This is a genomic window from Mesorhizobium sp. M0077 (assembly GCF_040322955.1).
Lineage (GTDB): Bacteria > Pseudomonadota > Alphaproteobacteria > Rhizobiales > Rhizobiaceae > Mesorhizobium.
Genome location: NZ_JAMYUL010000005.1, coordinates 200,419 through 216,833, shown reverse-complemented (window position 1 = coordinate 216,833; position 16,415 = coordinate 200,419). Strand labels below are relative to the sequence as shown.

15 protein-coding genes are annotated in these 16,415 nt (G+C 63.5%); 8 read left to right on the top strand and 7 right to left on the bottom strand.

Annotated elements, in window-relative coordinates:
* Positions 1 to 170 precede the first annotated feature (170 nt).
* From NKJ57_RS13165 to NKJ57_RS13155, 3 genes are all read right to left on the bottom strand, one after another.
* Entirely contained in the window at positions 171 to 830 is a 660-nt protein-coding gene (locus NKJ57_RS13165) for an HAD family hydrolase (RefSeq protein ID WP_352511020.1), read from the bottom strand.
* Positions 831 to 1,316, bottom strand: a complete 486-nt coding sequence (gene dut / locus NKJ57_RS13160) for a dUTP diphosphatase (protein ID WP_023698959.1) — start codon at positions 1,314 to 1,316, stop codon at positions 831 to 833.
* Positions 1,317 to 1,401: 85 nt separating this feature from the next.
* Positions 1,402 to 1,872: an Lrp/AsnC family transcriptional regulator gene (locus NKJ57_RS13155; RefSeq protein WP_023690042.1), complete on the bottom strand. Its 471-nt coding sequence runs from the start codon at positions 1,870 to 1,872 to the stop codon at positions 1,402 to 1,404.
* Between the two features lie 114 nt (positions 1,873 to 1,986).
* Between NKJ57_RS13155 and NKJ57_RS13150 the strand changes: the two genes are divergently transcribed.
* The 3 genes from NKJ57_RS13150 to NKJ57_RS13140 all read left to right on the top strand — a co-directional run bounded on the left by NKJ57_RS13150 (position 1,987) and on the right by NKJ57_RS13140 (position 4,726).
* On the top strand, positions 1,987 to 2,241 hold the full coding sequence (locus NKJ57_RS13150) for a DUF6356 family protein (RefSeq protein WP_023685117.1): 255 nt from the start codon (positions 1,987 to 1,989) through the stop codon (positions 2,239 to 2,241).
* Between the two features lie 15 nt (positions 2,242 to 2,256).
* Entirely contained in the window at positions 2,257 to 3,051 is a 795-nt protein-coding gene (locus NKJ57_RS13145) for a class II glutamine amidotransferase (protein WP_023685116.1), read from the top strand.
* 301 nt (positions 3,052 to 3,352) lie between these two features.
* The gene (locus NKJ57_RS13140) at positions 3,353 to 4,726 is read left to right on the top strand and encodes an amidase (RefSeq protein ID WP_352511018.1); all 1,374 of its coding nucleotides are present in this window, start codon (positions 3,353 to 3,355) and stop codon (positions 4,724 to 4,726) included.
* Here the strand turns inward: NKJ57_RS13140 and NKJ57_RS13135 are convergent.
* On the bottom strand, positions 4,720 to 5,793 hold the full coding sequence (locus NKJ57_RS13135; protein WP_352511016.1) for an NAD(P)/FAD-dependent oxidoreductase: 1,074 nt from the start codon (positions 5,791 to 5,793) through the stop codon (positions 4,720 to 4,722). The two genes, NKJ57_RS13140 and NKJ57_RS13135, sit on opposite strands and share 7 nt — an antisense overlap.
* Positions 5,794 to 5,933: 140 nt before the next feature.
* On the opposite strand from NKJ57_RS13135, the gene NKJ57_RS13130 reads away from it, so the two are divergent.
* Entirely contained in the window at positions 5,934 to 7,526 is a 1,593-nt protein-coding gene (locus NKJ57_RS13130) for a peptide chain release factor 3 (protein WP_352511014.1), read from the top strand.
* 180 nt (positions 7,527 to 7,706) lie between these two features.
* Here the strand turns inward: NKJ57_RS13130 and NKJ57_RS13125 are convergent, their stop codons facing one another.
* Positions 7,707 to 8,177: a VOC family protein gene (locus NKJ57_RS13125; protein WP_352511013.1), complete on the bottom strand. Its 471-nt coding sequence runs from the start codon at positions 8,175 to 8,177 to the stop codon at positions 7,707 to 7,709.
* 271 nt (positions 8,178 to 8,448) lie between these two features.
* Between NKJ57_RS13125 and ilvD the strand changes: the two genes are divergently transcribed.
* Complete coding sequence (ilvD, locus tag NKJ57_RS13120) at positions 8,449 to 10,293, top strand: dihydroxy-acid dehydratase (RefSeq protein ID WP_352511012.1); 1,845 nt, start codon at positions 8,449 to 8,451, stop codon at positions 10,291 to 10,293.
* Positions 10,294 to 10,560: 267 nt separating this feature from the next.
* On the opposite strand, the gene NKJ57_RS13115 is transcribed toward ilvD, so the two are convergent.
* Entirely contained in the window at positions 10,561 to 12,318 is a 1,758-nt protein-coding gene (locus NKJ57_RS13115; protein WP_352511011.1) for an ABC transporter ATP-binding protein, read from the bottom strand.
* Between the two features lie 175 nt (positions 12,319 to 12,493).
* Here NKJ57_RS13115 and NKJ57_RS13110 point away from each other — a divergent pair, with 175 nt between their 5' ends.
* Both NKJ57_RS13110 and NKJ57_RS13105 read left to right on the top strand, forming a co-directional pair.
* Positions 12,494 to 13,774, top strand: coding sequence for an amidohydrolase family protein (locus NKJ57_RS13110; protein ID WP_352511010.1), 1,281 nt, complete (start codon positions 12,494 to 12,496; stop codon positions 13,772 to 13,774).
* A gap of 72 nt (positions 13,775 to 13,846) precedes the next feature.
* On the top strand, positions 13,847 to 14,770 hold the full coding sequence (locus NKJ57_RS13105; RefSeq protein WP_352511009.1) for a DMT family transporter: 924 nt from the start codon (positions 13,847 to 13,849) through the stop codon (positions 14,768 to 14,770).
* A gap of 1 nt (position 14,771) precedes the next feature.
* Here the strand turns inward: NKJ57_RS13105 and NKJ57_RS13100 are convergent, their stop codons facing one another.
* Entirely contained in the window at positions 14,772 to 15,674 is a 903-nt protein-coding gene (locus NKJ57_RS13100) for a phosphotransferase (protein ID WP_352511008.1), read from the bottom strand.
* Between the two features lie 107 nt (positions 15,675 to 15,781).
* Here NKJ57_RS13100 and NKJ57_RS13095 point away from each other — a divergent pair, with 107 nt between their 5' ends.
* Complete coding sequence (locus NKJ57_RS13095; protein ID WP_352511007.1) at positions 15,782 to 16,414, top strand: class I SAM-dependent DNA methyltransferase; 633 nt, start codon at positions 15,782 to 15,784, stop codon at positions 16,412 to 16,414.
* Position 16,415 lies beyond the last annotated feature (1 nt).

Below are 16,415 nucleotides of genomic sequence, written 5' to 3'. Positions count from 1 at the left end.
TAGAGCAATTTCAGGAAAAGTGTGTGCAGTTTTCCGGCCCGAAATTGCGACAAAACAAAAAGATAGAGCGGTTCGCCGTTTCCATGAAACGGTGAAACGCTTTAGGATGGAGCGAAGCAGGTTCGTTGGCATGGGTGCCTCAGGCTGGCCGCGCGGAACCTAACACAGCTTCAGTGGATCGGCACCAGCCCGGCAAGTTCGCGCATGTCGTCGAACAGGACGCCGCCGGCGCCGGCCAGGCCATCGCGGTCGGAATAGGGATCGCCGTGATAGGAATAGACGCGCATGCCGGCAGCAATACCTGCTTCGGTGCCGGCGACGCTGTCCTCGATGACGATGCAGTCGGCGGGCGCAAAGCACATGGTCTTTGCCGCATGCAGGAACAGGTCCGGGAACGGCTTGCCGCGGCCGACCATGGTCGAAGAGAACATGGCATGCTCGAACAGCGGCAGCAGCCCGGTCTGGCCGAGCGTGATGTGCATCTTCGAGATACGCGCAGAAGTGGCGACGCAATAGGGAATGCCGGCCGCGCGAACCGCCTCGATGAAGTCGCGCACATAGGGGATCGCCTCGACGCCATGCGCAAACAGATCGGGCAGGCCGGCATTCCAGCGATCGACGAAATCGGCGCCGAGCCGCACCGTGGTCGTCTCTTCGATTTCCTTCTGCACCGAAGCCATGCTGCGGCCGGAAAAATATTTGCGGCAATATTCGAATGTGGTGGGATAACCGGCGGCAACAAACCACTCGGCAAGCCGCCGGTTGGCAAGGTTCTCGGTGTCGACCAGGATACCGTCGCAGTCGAAGATGACCAGTTTCGGTATGCTCATTCAGGCGGTGCCGGTCGATCCGAACCCGCCCGCGCCGCGCGTCGTGGCGCCGGCCAGCGAGCGCTCCTCAACCGTCACCTGCGTCACCGCGGCAAAGACGATCTGGGCAATGCGCATGCCGCGCGTCACCGCGAAATCCTCGTCGCCGAGGTTGACCAGCAGCACCTTAACCTCGCCGCGATAGTCGCTGTCGACCGTGCCTGGTGAATTGAGGACGGTCAGCCCATGCTTGAAGGCAAGGCCGGAGCGCGGCCGCACCTGGCCTTCCATTCCTTCGGGAATTTCCAGGATCAGACCGGTCGGCACCAAGGCGCGCTTGCCAGGCAGGATCAGCAGCGGCCGGTCTTCCGGCACCGCGGCGCGCAGATCCATGCCGGCGGCGCCGGTGCTTTCATAGGCGGGAAGAGGAAGTCCATCTCCATGCGGCAACCTGACGAAGCCGACAGTGGGACCAATGACGGAGGAATTTTGGAAGGCTGCGCGCATAAAATCGATCCTATCGGCGCGAACGGCGATTCGGTCAACTCGTCCGCAGGCCTATAAACGGCTTTCTTTCAGGCGTCAGTGTGACCTAGCGCAATTCCACCGGAACGACGGTCGTCTCCTTGATCTCCTCCATGACGAAGGAGGCCGAAACGTCCGACAGCGCCACCTTGGCGATCAGCCGCTGATAGAGCCGGTCATAGGCCTTCATGTCAGCAACGCGGGCGCGCAGCACGTAGTCGAGATCGCCGGACATGCGATAGACCCCGGTGATCTCGGGAAAACCAGTCACCGCCGCACGGAACTTCTGCAGCCAGTCCGGGTCATGATTGGAGGTGCGGATCAGGATGAACACCGAGAGCCCGAGCCCGAGCTTGTCGGCATCGACCAGCGCCACCCGTCCGGTGATGACGCCGTCCTCTTCAAGCCGCTTGACGCGGCGCCAGCAGGCGTTGCGCGACAGCGACACTTTTTCGGAGAGCTGATCGACCGACAGTGTGCCGTCGCGTTGCAGCTCGGCCAGCAATCTTCGGTCGATTTCATCGAATTCAAGCGCCATGTTGGGATGAATGTCCCGAACCACGGCGTTAGACAAGGACAAATTGAGACCGATGAACCTTTACCCCGTGGCAGGATACCCACATCGGGGCTTATCCCGGCAGGAGGGATCACCATGACGACGCTGTTTTCGAAGCTGTTCACCTCTCACCCGGCCAAGGTGGGCGAGACCTATTTCAGCCATATGGCCTTTGCCGCCTGGTTCTGCTCGCGCCTCCTGATGGCCGCTGGTGCGGCACTCGTTCACGCTTTCTTGCCGTTTCTCTTCGAAACTACGGCAAGCCGAATCGTTCGCGAACTCTACGAGCGGACGCACAACAGAGGCTCGCACGCGGTCAAGGAGCCCCAGGCTCTCTTGGATCGCGCCTAGGATTGGTTAGAATCCATGTGCCGATGGGCGGCCTATCTGGGTGAAGCGGTCTTCCTCGAAGACGTCGTCACCGCGCCTTGCCACTCGCTGATTGCCCAGAGCCATTGCGCCCAGGAAGCCAAGTCGCCGACCAATGGAGACGGTTTCGGCCTTGCCTGGTATGGCGACCGGCCCGAGCCCGGCCTCTACCGCGACATCCTGCCGGCCTGGTCGGATCCCAATCTGAAAAGCCTGTGCCGGCAGATCAAATCCGGCCTGTTCCTCGCCCATGTCAGGGCGTCGACCGGCGGCGCCACCAGCCGCATGAACTGCCATCCCTTCATCTCCGGCAACTGGTCGTTCATGCACAACGGCCAGATCGGCGGCTTCGAAAAGATCCGCCGCGCGCTGGAGAACTCGCTCTCTGACGCCGTCTTCGACCAGCGCGAGGGCACCACCGATTCCGAATTGTTTTTCCTGCTGATGATCGACGAGGGTCTTGCTGGCGACCCGCAAGGGGCAGTATCGCGCGCCACCGCTCGGGTTCTGGAGGCGTCACGCCACGCCGGTCTCGAACCGGCCTTGAAACTCACTGCGGCCCTTTCGGATGGGCGCGCGCTCTATGCCGTGCGCTACGCAAGCGATGCCCACGCACCGACCCTGTACACGTCGCTCCGCAACGGCGGTCGTTGCATCGTGTCCGAACCCTTCGACCGCGAAGGCGGCGACTGGCAGGCGATCCCGCCGGCGAGTTTTGTCACGATCACTGGCGATGGGATGAGCATTCGGCCGTTCGTGCCGGCTGTGGCAAGGCTGGCACTGGTCGTCTAGGCCCTAGTCTAAGCCGCATTCCTTCGCGCCCCCCTCTGTCCTGCCGGACATCTCCCCCACGAGGGGGGAGATTGGAGGTCACGGCGGCCTTCGCCAATTTTCAACGCAGGAAAAGGGGCGCCGAAGCCAAAGCTGCCAATCTTCCCCCAAAGTGGGGGAGATGTCCGGCAGGACAGAGGGGGGCGCCGTAGAGCGCCAACCTCTACCGACCGGCAAGCGCAATTTTGATCAAGCGCCGATGATCTCCGAATGCTGAACTTGGTTTTAAACCGCGATACGTTTGGCAGCAGCCGGAGCAATCATGGACCTCGCCTTTTCCTCGACCATCGATCTCGCCGCCGCAATCGCGGCGCGAAAGATCTCCGCCGTCGAAGCTCTGGACGCCCATCTGACCCAAATCGACCGACACAGCGAGGCGGTCAACGCGGTCGTCAATCTCGATCGGGAAGGCGCCCGCGAGCGCGCGAAACAAGCCGACGCGGTGCAGGCGCGCGGCGATGCGCTCGGACCGCTGCATGGCGTGCCTTTCACGTTGAAGGACATGCACCAAACCGCTGATATGAAGACCACGGTTGGTTTCGCACCATTCGCCGACTATGTGGCAAAGGCAGACAGCCCGGTCGTCGCCCGATTGAAAGCCGCAGGCGGCATCCTGATTGGAAAGACCAATGTCGCGACGATGCTGGGCGACTGGCAATCGGACAATCCGCTGTTCGGTCGCACCAGCAATCCGTGGAACCGATCGCGCACGTCAGGCGGGTCCAGCGGTGGCGCAGCGGCAGCGGTGGCGGCCGGCATGACGCCGTTCGATGTCGGCACCGACATGCAGGATTCGATCCGCCTGCCGTCGGCTTTTTGCGGCGTCTACGGGTTGAAACCGACCGAGCACCGCGTGTCCCTGGCCGGCGCCTTCCCCGATCCGAACGGCGCGGCGCGTAGCGTGCGGCTGATGTCCTGCCTCGGCCCGCTGGCGCGCAGCGTGGAGGATCTTGCGCTGATCTACAAAATCATCGCCGGCCCGGACGGAGCAGACACCGACCTCGCGCCGGTGCCCGTAGAGGCCATGCCCAGGCTCGACCTCAAGACATTGCGCATCGCCGTCGCGCCGTCCTTCCCCGGCTTTCCGGTGGCTGGTAAAATCGCTGTCGCGGTCGAAAGCCTGGCCAAGCGGTTGCAATCAGCAGGGGTGATTGTGGAAGAAGCGAACTTGCCTGAGATCGATCTGCATGACGATCTGGAGCAGGGCGGCGATCTGATCGGCATGATGCTGGAGGCAGCGCAGCCCGAACCGCCGGAGCAGCCAACGCCGATCACCAATTGGTTCGAGGCGCTCGCTCGCCGCGACCGCTCGATCCTGGCCTGGGACAGGTTCTTCGAAACCTGCGATGCCTTGCTGTGCCCGGTCGCCATGACCACGGCCTTCGCGCATTGTGAGCCCGGCACGCCGATCGAAGTCGACGGCAAGGAGCAAAGCTATTGGATGCTACCGGCCTATGGCGCGGTCTTCAACTATTCCGGCCATCCGGCACTCTCGCTGCCCTGCGGGCAAGACCGCGACGGCCTGCCCATCGGCCTGCAACTGGTCGGCAAGCGCTGGTCGGAATCGCGGCTGCTCGGCATCGCCAAGGCGATCGAAGCGTTCACCGGCGGCTTCAAGCGTCCGCCGGGCTACTGAGCAAACCGACCCAACCCATAAGGCGTCAGCAGCGGATCACGCTCGCCGTCGAGAATTTCGCGCGTGGCGAACAGCCCGACCGCCGGCGCCAGCGTTATGCCGGAATGCATGACGGCGACATAGAGACCTTCCGTGCCCTCGGCGCGGCCGATGATCGGAAAGCCGTCGATCGGCGTCGGCCGGTAGCCAACCGTGTGGAAATCAAATTCCAGTTCGTCGGCGCCGCGCAAAGCCGCCTTCATTGCTGCAAACAGCTCGCGCGCCGTGGCGTCGGGATTCTCACCGGGATCGCTCCCCGCGAAATCCGAGCCGGCGATGATGCGGCCCTCCGCCGTCTGGCGCATATGCAGCTTTTCGGCATGCACCAGCCCGTTGAGGAGCTTCTTGTAGGGCTGCGAGTGGACGATCAGACCGGGCGGCGTCTCGATCGGCAGCTTGATGCCGACGGTAGCGGCAATATCGGGCGCCCCGACACCGGCTGCGATCACCACCTCTTCGGCTGGCATCAGCCCATGCGATGTATCGACACCGGCAATCCTGCCATCGGTCTGGACAAGTGCGGTTACAGAACTGGAGAGAACGCGCGCACCTTGCCGTTCTGCGTCGGCCAGCAGCGCCTTGGCCGCTGCGACCGGTTCGGCCACGCCTTCTTCCGCGACATAGATAGCGAATTCCGGCGGCTCGACGAGATTGGGCTCGATTTGCGCTGCCCGCCCGGCGTCGACGCGTTCGATGCCGTAACCCCAGGAAGCGTGCTCAGCCGCGTAGGCTTCGAGCCTGTCGGCCGGCAGATCCCAGCACAGCCCGCCGCACCAGGCGAGCGGCAGGCCGGGCAGCTCGTTTGCCAGCCGCTTCCATTCGGCCATCGCACGGATGCGCAGCCGGAAATAGATTTCGGGATTGCCCCAGCTGGCGTTGATCCAGGCAAAGGAGTTTGGCGTGGCGACGCCGCCGGCACCACTATCGGAAATCACAGTCACCCGCGCGCCGGCTTTGGTGAGGTGCCAGGCGATGGACGCCCCGATAATGCCGGCGCCGATGACGATGACTTCTTTAGCGCTGCTCATACCGGACCTCTCAAAATGGGCTCCTCTGATGCCACCGCAGCGGGTTAAGCTCAAGGGCGGTCGAGGCCTGCCGGCCCGAAACGGTCGACAGGCCAGCAATGCGCTGCTAGAAGCCCGCGCCACAGACAGGATTCCACAAATTGGCAGAAGACATCGAACAGGCGGTATCGCGCCGCCGCACTTTCGCGATCATCGCCCACCCAGACGCCGGCAAGACGACGCTCACCGAAAAGCTGCTGCTGTTCGGCGGCGCCATCCAGCTTGCCGGCGAGGTCAAGGCCAAGAAGGATCGCATCCAGACCCGGTCCGACTGGATGAAGATCGAGCGCGAGCGCGGCATTTCGGTCGTCACTTCGGTGATGACCTTCGAATATGAGGACAATGTCTTCAACCTGCTCGACACGCCAGGTCACGAGGATTTCGCCGACGACACCTATCGTACGCTCTCGGCGGTCGACTCGGCCGTCATGGTCATCGACGCCGCCAAGGGCATCGAGCCGCGCACGCTGAAACTGTTCGAAGTCTGCCGGCTGCGCGACATCCCGATCATCACCTTCATCAACAAGATGGACCGCGAAAGCCGCGACCCGTTCGAAATTATCGACGAGATCGAGCAGAAGTTGGCGCTGGACACCGCCCCCATCACCTGGCCGATCGGCCGCGGCAAGACTTTTGCCGGCACCTACCACCTGGCGCTCAACGCTGTGCGCAGGGGCGATGCCGAGAAAGACCGCACGCCGGTCAACGGCCCCGACTCCAACCGCGTCGCCGGCCTGCTGCCGGAAAACGAGCGCGAGGCCTTCATCGAGGAGCTGGAGCTCGCGCGCGAAGCTTGCCGCCCGCTCGACATCGACGCCTTCCGCGAAGGTCATCTGACACCGGTCTATTTCGGCTCGGCGCTGCGCAATTACGGCGTGCGCGACCTGATCGAGGCGCTCGGCGCCTTCGGCCCGCCGCCGCGTGCGCAGGACGCAGACACCCGCAAGGTCGAGGCGACGGAGGAGAAGATGACGTCCTTCGTGTTCAAGATCCAGGCCAATATGGACCCCAACCATCGCGACCGCATCGCCTTCGTGCGCGTCTGTTCGGGCAAGCTCGAGCGCGGCATGAAGGCCAAGCTGGTGCGCACCGGCAAGCCGATGAGCCTGTCGGCGCCGCAGTTCTTCTTTGCCCGCACCCGCGTCACCGCCGACGAAGCGTTTGCCGGCGATGTCGTCGGCATTCCCAACCACGGCACGCTGCGTATCGGCGATACGCTGACCGAAGGCGAGGAGATACTGTTCCGCGGCGTACCCAACTTCGCGCCGGAAATCCTGCGCCGTGTGCGCCTCGGCGACGCGATGAAGGCGAAAAAACTCAAGGAAGCGCTGCACCAGATGGCCGAGGAAGGCGTCGTGCAGCTGTTTTCGCCCGAGGATGGCTCGCCGGCCATCGTCGGCGTTGTCGGCGCGCTGCAGCTCGACGTCTTGAAGGAAAGGCTGAATTTCGAATACACGCTGCCGGTCGAATTCGAAATGTCGCGCTTCTCGGTCTGCCGCTGGATCTCTGCCGACGACAAGGCCGAAACGCTTCGCTTCATTGAGGCGCATCGCGGCGACATCGCCCGCGACCTCGACAACGACCCTGTGTTTCTGGCCCAGCACGCCTTCTCGCTGAACTACGAAGCCGAACGCTGGAAGGCGATCCGCTTCGCAACCGTCAAGGACTACCAGGTCCGCGACAAGGCGGCGTAAGGCGCCCCTTTTCCTTCTGCCCGTTTACGGGGAGAAGGTTGCCCGAAGGGCGGATGAGGGGCAGCGCCGACGTTGAAGGGTCAATTGGCTCCAACCCGCGCCGGCCCTTCGCATGGCTCAGCGTGTTCGAAGCTCGAAAAGCCAAGCAATTGGCTTTTCGTCCGCTACGCGGACCGCCTCTCACCCCTCCGCAGCTTCCTCGATCTTGGCAATATCGATCTTGCTCATCTGCATCATCGCCGACATCACCCGCCCCGCCTTGGCCCGGTCCGGATCCAGAAGCAGGCGCGGCAGTTGCTCCGGCACGACTTGCCAGGAGACGCCGAACTTGTCCTTCAGCCAGCTGCATTGCGACGGTTCGCCGCCGCCTTCGATGAGCTTGTCCCAGAAATAGTCTACCTCTTCCTGCGTCTTGCAGTCGATCGACTGTGACATCGCCTCGTTGAACTTGAATTGCGGTCCGCCGTTGAGCGCCTGGAACCGCACGCCGTCGAGTTCGAACGTGGTTACCAGCGCCTTGCCGGCATCGGTATGGCCTTCGGGCCAACGCAGCACGCTCAGTACCTTCGAGTTCTTGAAGATGGAGACGTAGAAATTCGTCGCCTCTTCGGCCTGGCCGTCGAACCACAGGCAGGTGGTGATCTTTTGCATGTCATGCTCCTCGGGTGTTTGGTTGCGGTTACAGGTGAAGCGGCTGATTTGTAGAAATGATGCCATTCCCTTGCCGTCGTCCCAAGGACGGATGCCGGGCTAGCGATCCGACACTGGCCGGCAATCTTTTTCGAAACCCTGATTTTCAGCGAGACTCTGGCGCATTGCAAAAATGTGGCCAGACCATACTTGCCGGTCTATAAACCCTGCGGTCCAAATTAAGCGCCGCCACGCTCCGCGTTGAGCGCAGCCAGCCAGCCAAGGAAGATTCATGCCTGCCTATCGCTCCCGCACCACCACCCACGGCCGCAACATGGCCGGCGCCCGCGGCCTGTGGCGCGCCACCGGCATGAAGGATTCGGATTTCGGCAAGCCGATCATCGCGGTGGTCAATTCCTTCACCCAGTTCGTGCCGGGTCATGTCCATCTGAAAGACCTTGGCCAGCTGGTGGCGCGCGAGATCGAGAAGGCCGGCGGTGTCGCCAAGGAATTCAACACCATCGCCGTCGATGACGGCATCGCCATGGGCCATGACGGCATGCTCTATTCGCTGCCGTCGCGCGAGCTGATCGCGGACTCGGTCGAATACATGGTCAACGCGCATTGCGCCGATGCCATGGTCTGCATCTCCAATTGCGACAAGATCACGCCCGGCATGCTGATGGCCTCCTTGCGCCTCAATATCCCAAGCGTCTTCGTCTCCGGGGGGCCGATGGAAGCCGGCAAGGTGGTGCTCGCCGGCAAGACACAGGCGCTCGACCTGGTCGACGCCATGGTTGCCGCCGCCGACGACAAGATCTCCGACGAGGACGTCAAGGTCATCGAACGCTCGGCCTGCCCGACCTGCGGCTCGTGCTCCGGCATGTTCACCGCCAATTCGATGAATTGCCTGACCGAGGCGCTCGGCCTGTCGCTACCCGGCAACGGCTCGACCCTGGCAACCCACGCCGACCGCAAGCGGCTGTTCGTCGAGGCCGGCCATCTCATCGTCGATCTCGCCCAGCGCTACTACGAGCAGGATGATGAGTCCGCACTGCCGCGCAGCATCGCCTCCAAGGGCGCCTTCGAGAACGCCATGACGCTCGACATCGCCATGGGAGGCTCGACCAACACCGTGCTGCATATCCTGGCCGCCGCGCACGAGGGCGAAGTCGACTTCACCATGGAAGACATCGACCGGTTGTCACGGCGGGTTCCGGTGCTATGCAAGGTCGCACCGGCCAAGTCCGACGTGCATATGGAAGACGTCCACCGCGCCGGCGGCATCATGGCCATCCTTGGCCAGCTCGACAATGCCGGGCTGCTCAATCGCGACCTGCCCACGGTGCATACGGCGAGCCTTGGCGAAGCGCTCGACCATTGGGACATTTCCCGCACGTTGAGCCAGAGCGTCCGCGATTTCTTCCTCGCCGCTCCGGGGGGCGTGCCGACGCAGGTCGCCTTCAGCCAGGACCGCCGCTGGGACGAGCTCGATCTCGACCGCGAGAAGGGCGTCATCCGCTCAGCCAAGACGCCGTTCTCGAAAGACGGCGGCCTCGCCGTGCTGAAAGGCAATCTGGCGCTCGACGGCTGCATCGTGAAGACCGCGGGCGTCGATGAATCGATCCTGAAGTTCACCGGCCCGGCCCGCGTGTTCGAAAGCCAGGACGCCTCCGTCAAGGCGATCCTGTCCAACGAGATCAAGGCCGGCGATGTTGTCGTCATCCGCTATGAAGGACCGCGCGGCGGTCCCGGCATGCAGGAAATGCTCTATCCCACGAGTTATCTGAAGTCGAAAGGCCTCGGCAAAGCCTGCGCGCTGGTCACCGACGGCCGCTTCTCCGGCGGCACATCAGGCCTGTCGATCGGCCATGCCTCGCCCGAAGCAGCGGAAGGCGGCACGATCGGACTGGTGCAGGAAGGCGATACGATCGAGATCGACATCCCCAACCGCACGATCCGGCTTGCTGTCAGCGACGCTGAACTCGACGCGCGCCGCGCGGCCATGGAGGCAAAGGGCGCCATGGCCTGGAAGCCCGAGGAAAAGCGCAAACGCAAGGTGACGACCGCGCTGCGCGCTTACGCCGCCTTCGCCACCAGCGCCGACAAGGGCGCGGTGCGGCACGTGCCGGAGTGAGGGGGGGCGGCGCCGACCCCTACCTCCCCCTACCTCCCCCTTGTGGGGGTGAGAAGTGGTCCGCATAGCGGACGAAAAGCCAACTGCTTGGCTTTTGGAGCTTCGAATGCCCTGAGCCTGCGAAGGGCCGGGCATTACACGGTCCGCCGGCCGGGTCCCCGCTGCTTCGCAGCGTCCCGGCGTTCGCCGGCCTTTCATCGTGCCACTGGCACGATGAATTCGCCTTCGGCGAACCGGCTGCTCACCCCCACAAGGGGAGGGTAAAGCTCACGGCATCAACTGGTACTCATAAAGCTTCTGATACAGCCCGCCTTGGTTGAGCAGCGTGCGATGCGCGCCGCTTTCCACCATCTTGCCGGCCTCCAGCACCACGATCGTGTCGGCCTGGTGCACGGTCGACAGGCGGTGGGCAATGACGATGGTGGTGCGCCCGACCGTCAGCTGCTGCAGCGCGTCGCGGAAAAGCGCCTCGGATTCGGCGTCGAGCGCGCTGGTCGCCTCGTCCAGAAGCAGGATTTCGGCATTGCGCAGCATGGCGCGTGCGATCGAGATGCGCTGGCGCTGGCCGCCTGACAGCAGCGCGCCATTCTCGCCGACATCCGTGTCGTAGCCTTTCGCCTGGGCGCTGATGAAGTCATGTGCATTGGCGGCCCTTGCGGCGGCCATTACTTCCTCGTCGGTGGCGCCCTCGCGCCCGAGCCTGATGTTGTGCATGATCGTGCCGGCAAACAGGAACGTGTCCTGGCTGACATACGCGATCTTTTCCCTGACCGAGGTGAGCGTGGCACAAGAAATGTCCTGGCCATCGAACATCACCTTGCCGACCTGCGGGTCGTACATGCGCATGATCAGGTTGAGGATGGTCGACTTGCCGCTGCCCGAGGGTCCGACCAGCGCCGTCATCTTGCCGGCGGCAAGCGTCAGGTCCAGTCCCTCGAACACCGGCGCGCTTTCGGGGTAGGCGAAGCTGACATTGTCGAAATGGATCTCGCCCGGCCCTGCCCGCAGCGGCTTTGCATCCGGCTTTTCGGCCAGCGTCAGCGGCCGGTCGGCGAGCTGGAACATCATGCGCACGCCGACAATGCCGGTTTCAAGCGAGATGCGTACGCGGGCCAGGCGCTTGGCCGGCTCATAGGCCAACAGCAGCGCCGCGATGAAGGCCATGATGTTGCCCGGCATCTGACCGCCGCCGCCCAGAACCAGGAAGCCGCTGACAAAAACGGCGCCAGCGATGGCCAGCCCCGCAAGCGTTTCCATAACCGGGCTGGTGGCGGCCTCCAGCGTGGCGATGTTGTTGGCGCGGCTCTCCACGTCCGACACGGCCTTGTACATGCGCTTCCGCATGGCGCCTTCGAGGCCGAAGGATTTGACGACGCGCACGCCGATCGCAGTTTCCTGCATCACCTGCACGATCTGGCCGAGCGAACGGAATTCTTGCGAGGCAATTTTTCGGACGCGCTTCAGGATACGATTGACGCCGTAAATGGCGATCGGCCCGATCACCAGACAGATCAGGGACAGCGCCGGCTGCTGCCAGACCATCACCCCCACCAGCGCAGCCAGCGTCACCAGGTCGCGAACATAGGACGTGACGATTTGGTCGAGCACGCTGCGCGCGGCCTGGGCATTGTTCGTCATGCGCGAAATCAGTTCGGACGAAGAGGTCGAATGATAGAATTCGATGCCTTGCGCGAGAATGCTGTCATAGATCTTGCGCTGCCGGTCGGCGATGATGGCATTGCCGACCCTGCTCATGAAGTAGGCCTGGATGAAGTTTGCGAAGCCCTTGAGAATGAAAATCGCTCCGGTCGCCGCCGCGATCAGATTGACCTGCCCAATCCTCTTGTAAACCACGAATTCATTGGTGATTTCGCGCAGCATATAGGCGCTGGCTGCTGTCGTTGCCGCCACAACCAGCATCGACAGAATGGCCGCAGCGTAGCCAAATCTATGCGCGTGAAAGGATTCCCGCAAAAGCCTTGCGATAAGGCGCTGGTTTTCCGTCGAACGGAAGAAGCGAAACAAATGGCCGATCCCATGCCTGACTGACGAATTTCGGATTCGCCACCAGGGCGAAAGGCGGCTTATAGAGCGAGTTGTGGCCGGATGGAACCTTTCGCTGTTGCGGAGGCAAACGGCTGCGGCACGGTGTCTTTTGTGCCACGATTGCGGCGATTGATCTGCGGGGAGATGACGACAGATGGATTTCGACCTTGTTGTGCGCGGCGGAACGCTGCCCGACGGCACCGTCGCCGACCTCGGCATCATCGGCGAGACGATCGTCGCCATCGAGCCCGAACTGCATGTCAGCGCCGGCACGTCGATCGACGCCCGTGGCAATCTGATCTCGCCGCCCTTCGTCGATCCGCATTTCCATATGGATGCCACGCTGTCCTACGGCATTCCACGCATCAACGCTTCGGGTACGCTGCTGGAGGGCATTTCGCTATGGGGCGAGCTGAAGCCGCTCCTGACGCATGACGCGGTTCGCGAGCGGGCGCTCGCCTATTGCGACTGGGCGGTCTCGATGGGCCTGCTCGCCATCCGTACCCATGTCGATGTCTGCGATGACAGGTTGCTGGCGGTCGAGGCGCTGCTCGACGTCAAGAAGATTGTTGCGTCCTATATCGATCTGCAACTGGTCGCTTTCCCGCAGGATGGCTTCTACCGTTCGCCGACGGCGCGGCAGAACACGCTGCGCGCGCTCGACATGGGCGTCGACATCGTCGGCGGCATCCCGCATTTCGAACGCACCATGGCCGACGGCACGCGCTCGGTGACCGAATTGTGCGAAATCGCGTCGAAGCGCGGGCTGATGGTCGACCTGCATTGCGACGAGACCGACGATCCACTGTCGCGCCACATCGAGCAGCTTGCCTATGAGACCCACCGCCTTGGCCTTCAGGGCAAGGTGGCCGGCTCGCACCTGACTTCCATGCACTCGATGGACAATTATTACGTCTCCAAGCTCCTGCCGCTGATTGCCGAGGCCGGTGTGTCGGCGATCCCCAATCCGTTGATCAACATCATGCTGCAGGGCCGCCATGACACGTTTCCCAAACGCCGCGGGATGACCCGGGTGAAGGAGATGCTGGCGCTCGGCATCCGCGTCGGTTGGGGCCAGGATTGCGTTCTCGACCCCTGGTATTCGCTGGGCACCGCCGACATGCTCGACGTCGCCTTCATGGGGCTTCACGTCGCTCAGATGTCGAGCCCTGCCGACATGGCGCGCTGCTTCGACATGGTCACCAACGTCAACGCCGCCATCATGGGCCTCGATCATCTCGGCCTTGCCGTGGGCAAGCGCGCCAGCTTCGTCATTCTCGATGCCGGCAACCCGATCGAGGCCTTGAGGTTACGTGCCGAACGGCTGTGCGTCGTCGCCAGGGGCAAGGTGGTGGCCGAGCGCACGAAGCAGGAGACACGGCTGTCGATCGCCGGCCGTCCCGGACAGGTGAACCGGCGGCACAAAACTGCGTAGAAACAGCCGATTTCCGCCGCTGGTCTTACCGATTTGCCTCGTCAAAGCGGCCGCTTGCAGCTAGGGAGCCGCATGGCCCAGTCGCTCGTCCGCACCTTTACCATCAGGAACGTGCTTTTGGCCGGCATCCTTTTGATGCTGGCCGGCGACTTCATGTTCGCGCTGAACGACGCGATGGGCAAATGGCTGGTCGCCAGCTTCTCGGTCGGCCAGGTGGTGCTGATCCGATCGATCGGCGCCTTCATCGTGCTCGGCCCGATGATCGCCAACCAGGGCGCCGGCAGACTGTTCCGGATGGAGCGGCCGGTCCTCCAGATTCTGCGCGTGCTGGCGACCACGGTGGACACGGCGCTGTTCTATGCCGCCGTCGTCTATCTGCCGCTTGCCGACGTGATGAGCTTCTACATGGCCGGGCCGATCTATGTGGCGGCGCTGTCGCATTTCCTGCTCGGCGAAAAGGTCGGCTGGCGCCGCTGGGCCGCCATCCTGGTCGGCTTCTGCGGCGTGCTGATCATCTTGAAGCCCTCTTCGGCGGCGTTCTCGCAGTCCTCGCTGTTCGCACTGGTCGGCAGCATTGCCTTCGCCTTCGCCATCATCCTCAGCCGCCGCCTGCGCGGCACCAGCGACACCACGTTGGTCACATGGCAGACGATCGGCACGCTGCTGGTTGGCGCCGTGATGACCATCGGCGCCTGGAAGGCGCCGCCGGCACTCGATTTCGGCGCCATGCTCCTGCTCGGCATCGTCTCCTGCAGCGCGCATCTGATGATTACCAGGGCGCTGAAACTGGCCCCTGCCTCGACGCTGGCGCCGCTGCACTACAGCCTCCTTCTATGGGCGGTGATCTTCGGCCTGGCCTTCTTCGGCGACGTGCCGGGACCGCGCATTCTGATCGGCTCGGCCATCGTCGTGCTCGCCGGCCTGTTCATCTTCCACCGCCAGAAGGTGGTCGAAACAGTCGTGCCGCCGGAGAACGTGCCGAAAGGCGTGAATTGACCTAACCTTGGCGCACCGCCGCCAGATGCCGTGAAAACTCAGGCGTTTCCATCAGCGCCTTGCAACGGGCGAAGCGGCCGTCGGCATAGGCGCGGAAGTCCTCGACCGGGTTGTTGTTGGCAAGCTGGATCAGCCCCCACAACGTCCACAACAGGTCGCACATCGCCTTGTAGATAACGACGCGGCCGCGCTCGGCCGGTTTCGCCTCGCCGCCGAAATAGGCGCGCATCATCTCTTCCTCCTGCGCGGTGTCGAACCGGCCTTCGACCGAGAGGTCGCCGAGGTCCCAGAGCGGGTCGTTCATCCCCGAATATTCCCAGTCGACGATCCACATCCGCTCGCCCGTATCGAGAAAATTCTCGCACAGCGGATCGCAATGGCAGGCCGCAAGCGGCAGTCTATGCGCGGCAAGGGCGGCACGCACGGTGTCGGATTCGCGCACCACGTCGTGGTAGCCCGGCGGCAAGGCGACGTCCTTGGTCGATAAGACCTTGAGATAGTCGTCGATCATCGCAAACAGGTCGAAGCGGAACGGAAACACCGCACCGGACGTGTGCAGCTTGCGGAAGGCTTCGCCGGCGCGGGCCGGGCTGCCGGCGCGCAGCTTGAACTTGTCCGGCGACATCGTCACGGCGCCGGCAACGAAACGGCTCGCCAGCACGCCTGTCGCGGGGTCGACATGCAGCACCTCCGGACTGACGCCCGCTTTGGCCGCCTCACGCGCCGCCACCGCTTCATTGGCGCGGTTGATATATTCCTCGGTGCCTTTGCCGGGGATGCGCAGGCAGATATCGCCGGCCCTAAAGACGAGATTGGTCATCCCGCCCAGCCGCTCCAGCGGTCCGTCATAGCCCGCCAATGCCGGAATCGCTGCAAGTGTTGCGCGTGCCTCGTCGGTCCCCATGCCTGTTGCCCCTGGCGTGTTATTTCTTGCGACAACGGTTCCACAGTTTTCGCCGTTTGGCTATCATCCCGATCGAGGGTGAGCAGCGAGCTGGCGGAGAAACAGCCATGGCGGGCAACAAGGATCATGGCGGGCTTGGCGCCGCCTATTCAGCGCAACGGCCCGAGGACGTCGCCGCGATCTATGACAATTGGTCGGAAACCTACGATGCCGATATGTCGGCCGCCGGCTACCGCCATCCGACGATCTGCCTGGCCCTGCTCGCACGGCATCTGCCGCGCGGCGCGGCCCCGCTTCTCGATGCCGGGGCCGGCACCGGGCTGATCGGCGAGTGGCTGGCCATCACCGGCTATCCCCAGGTCGAAGCGCTCGATATTTCGCAAGGCATGCTGGCCAAGGCGGCGGCAAAGGGCGTCTATTCGGCGCTGCATTGCCTGGCGCTCGGCGGGCCGCTCCCCTTTGCCGACAATGCCTATGCCGGCATCGTCTCGGCCGGCGTTTTCACCTCCGGGCATGTCGGCGCCGAGGGACTGGACGAACTGATCCGCATCTGCCGGCCGGACGGCATCATCGTGCTGACGGTCAAGAACACGCTGTGGAACGCCGGCTTCGCCGAACGCATCGCTGTACTCGAAGCTGAGGGCAGGGTTGTCCGCGCCGAGGAGACGGCGCCCTATGTCTCGATGCCGGGCGAGTCGGATACCGTGCCCAGCCGCGGCCTCGTGCTTCGTGTGAGCTAAT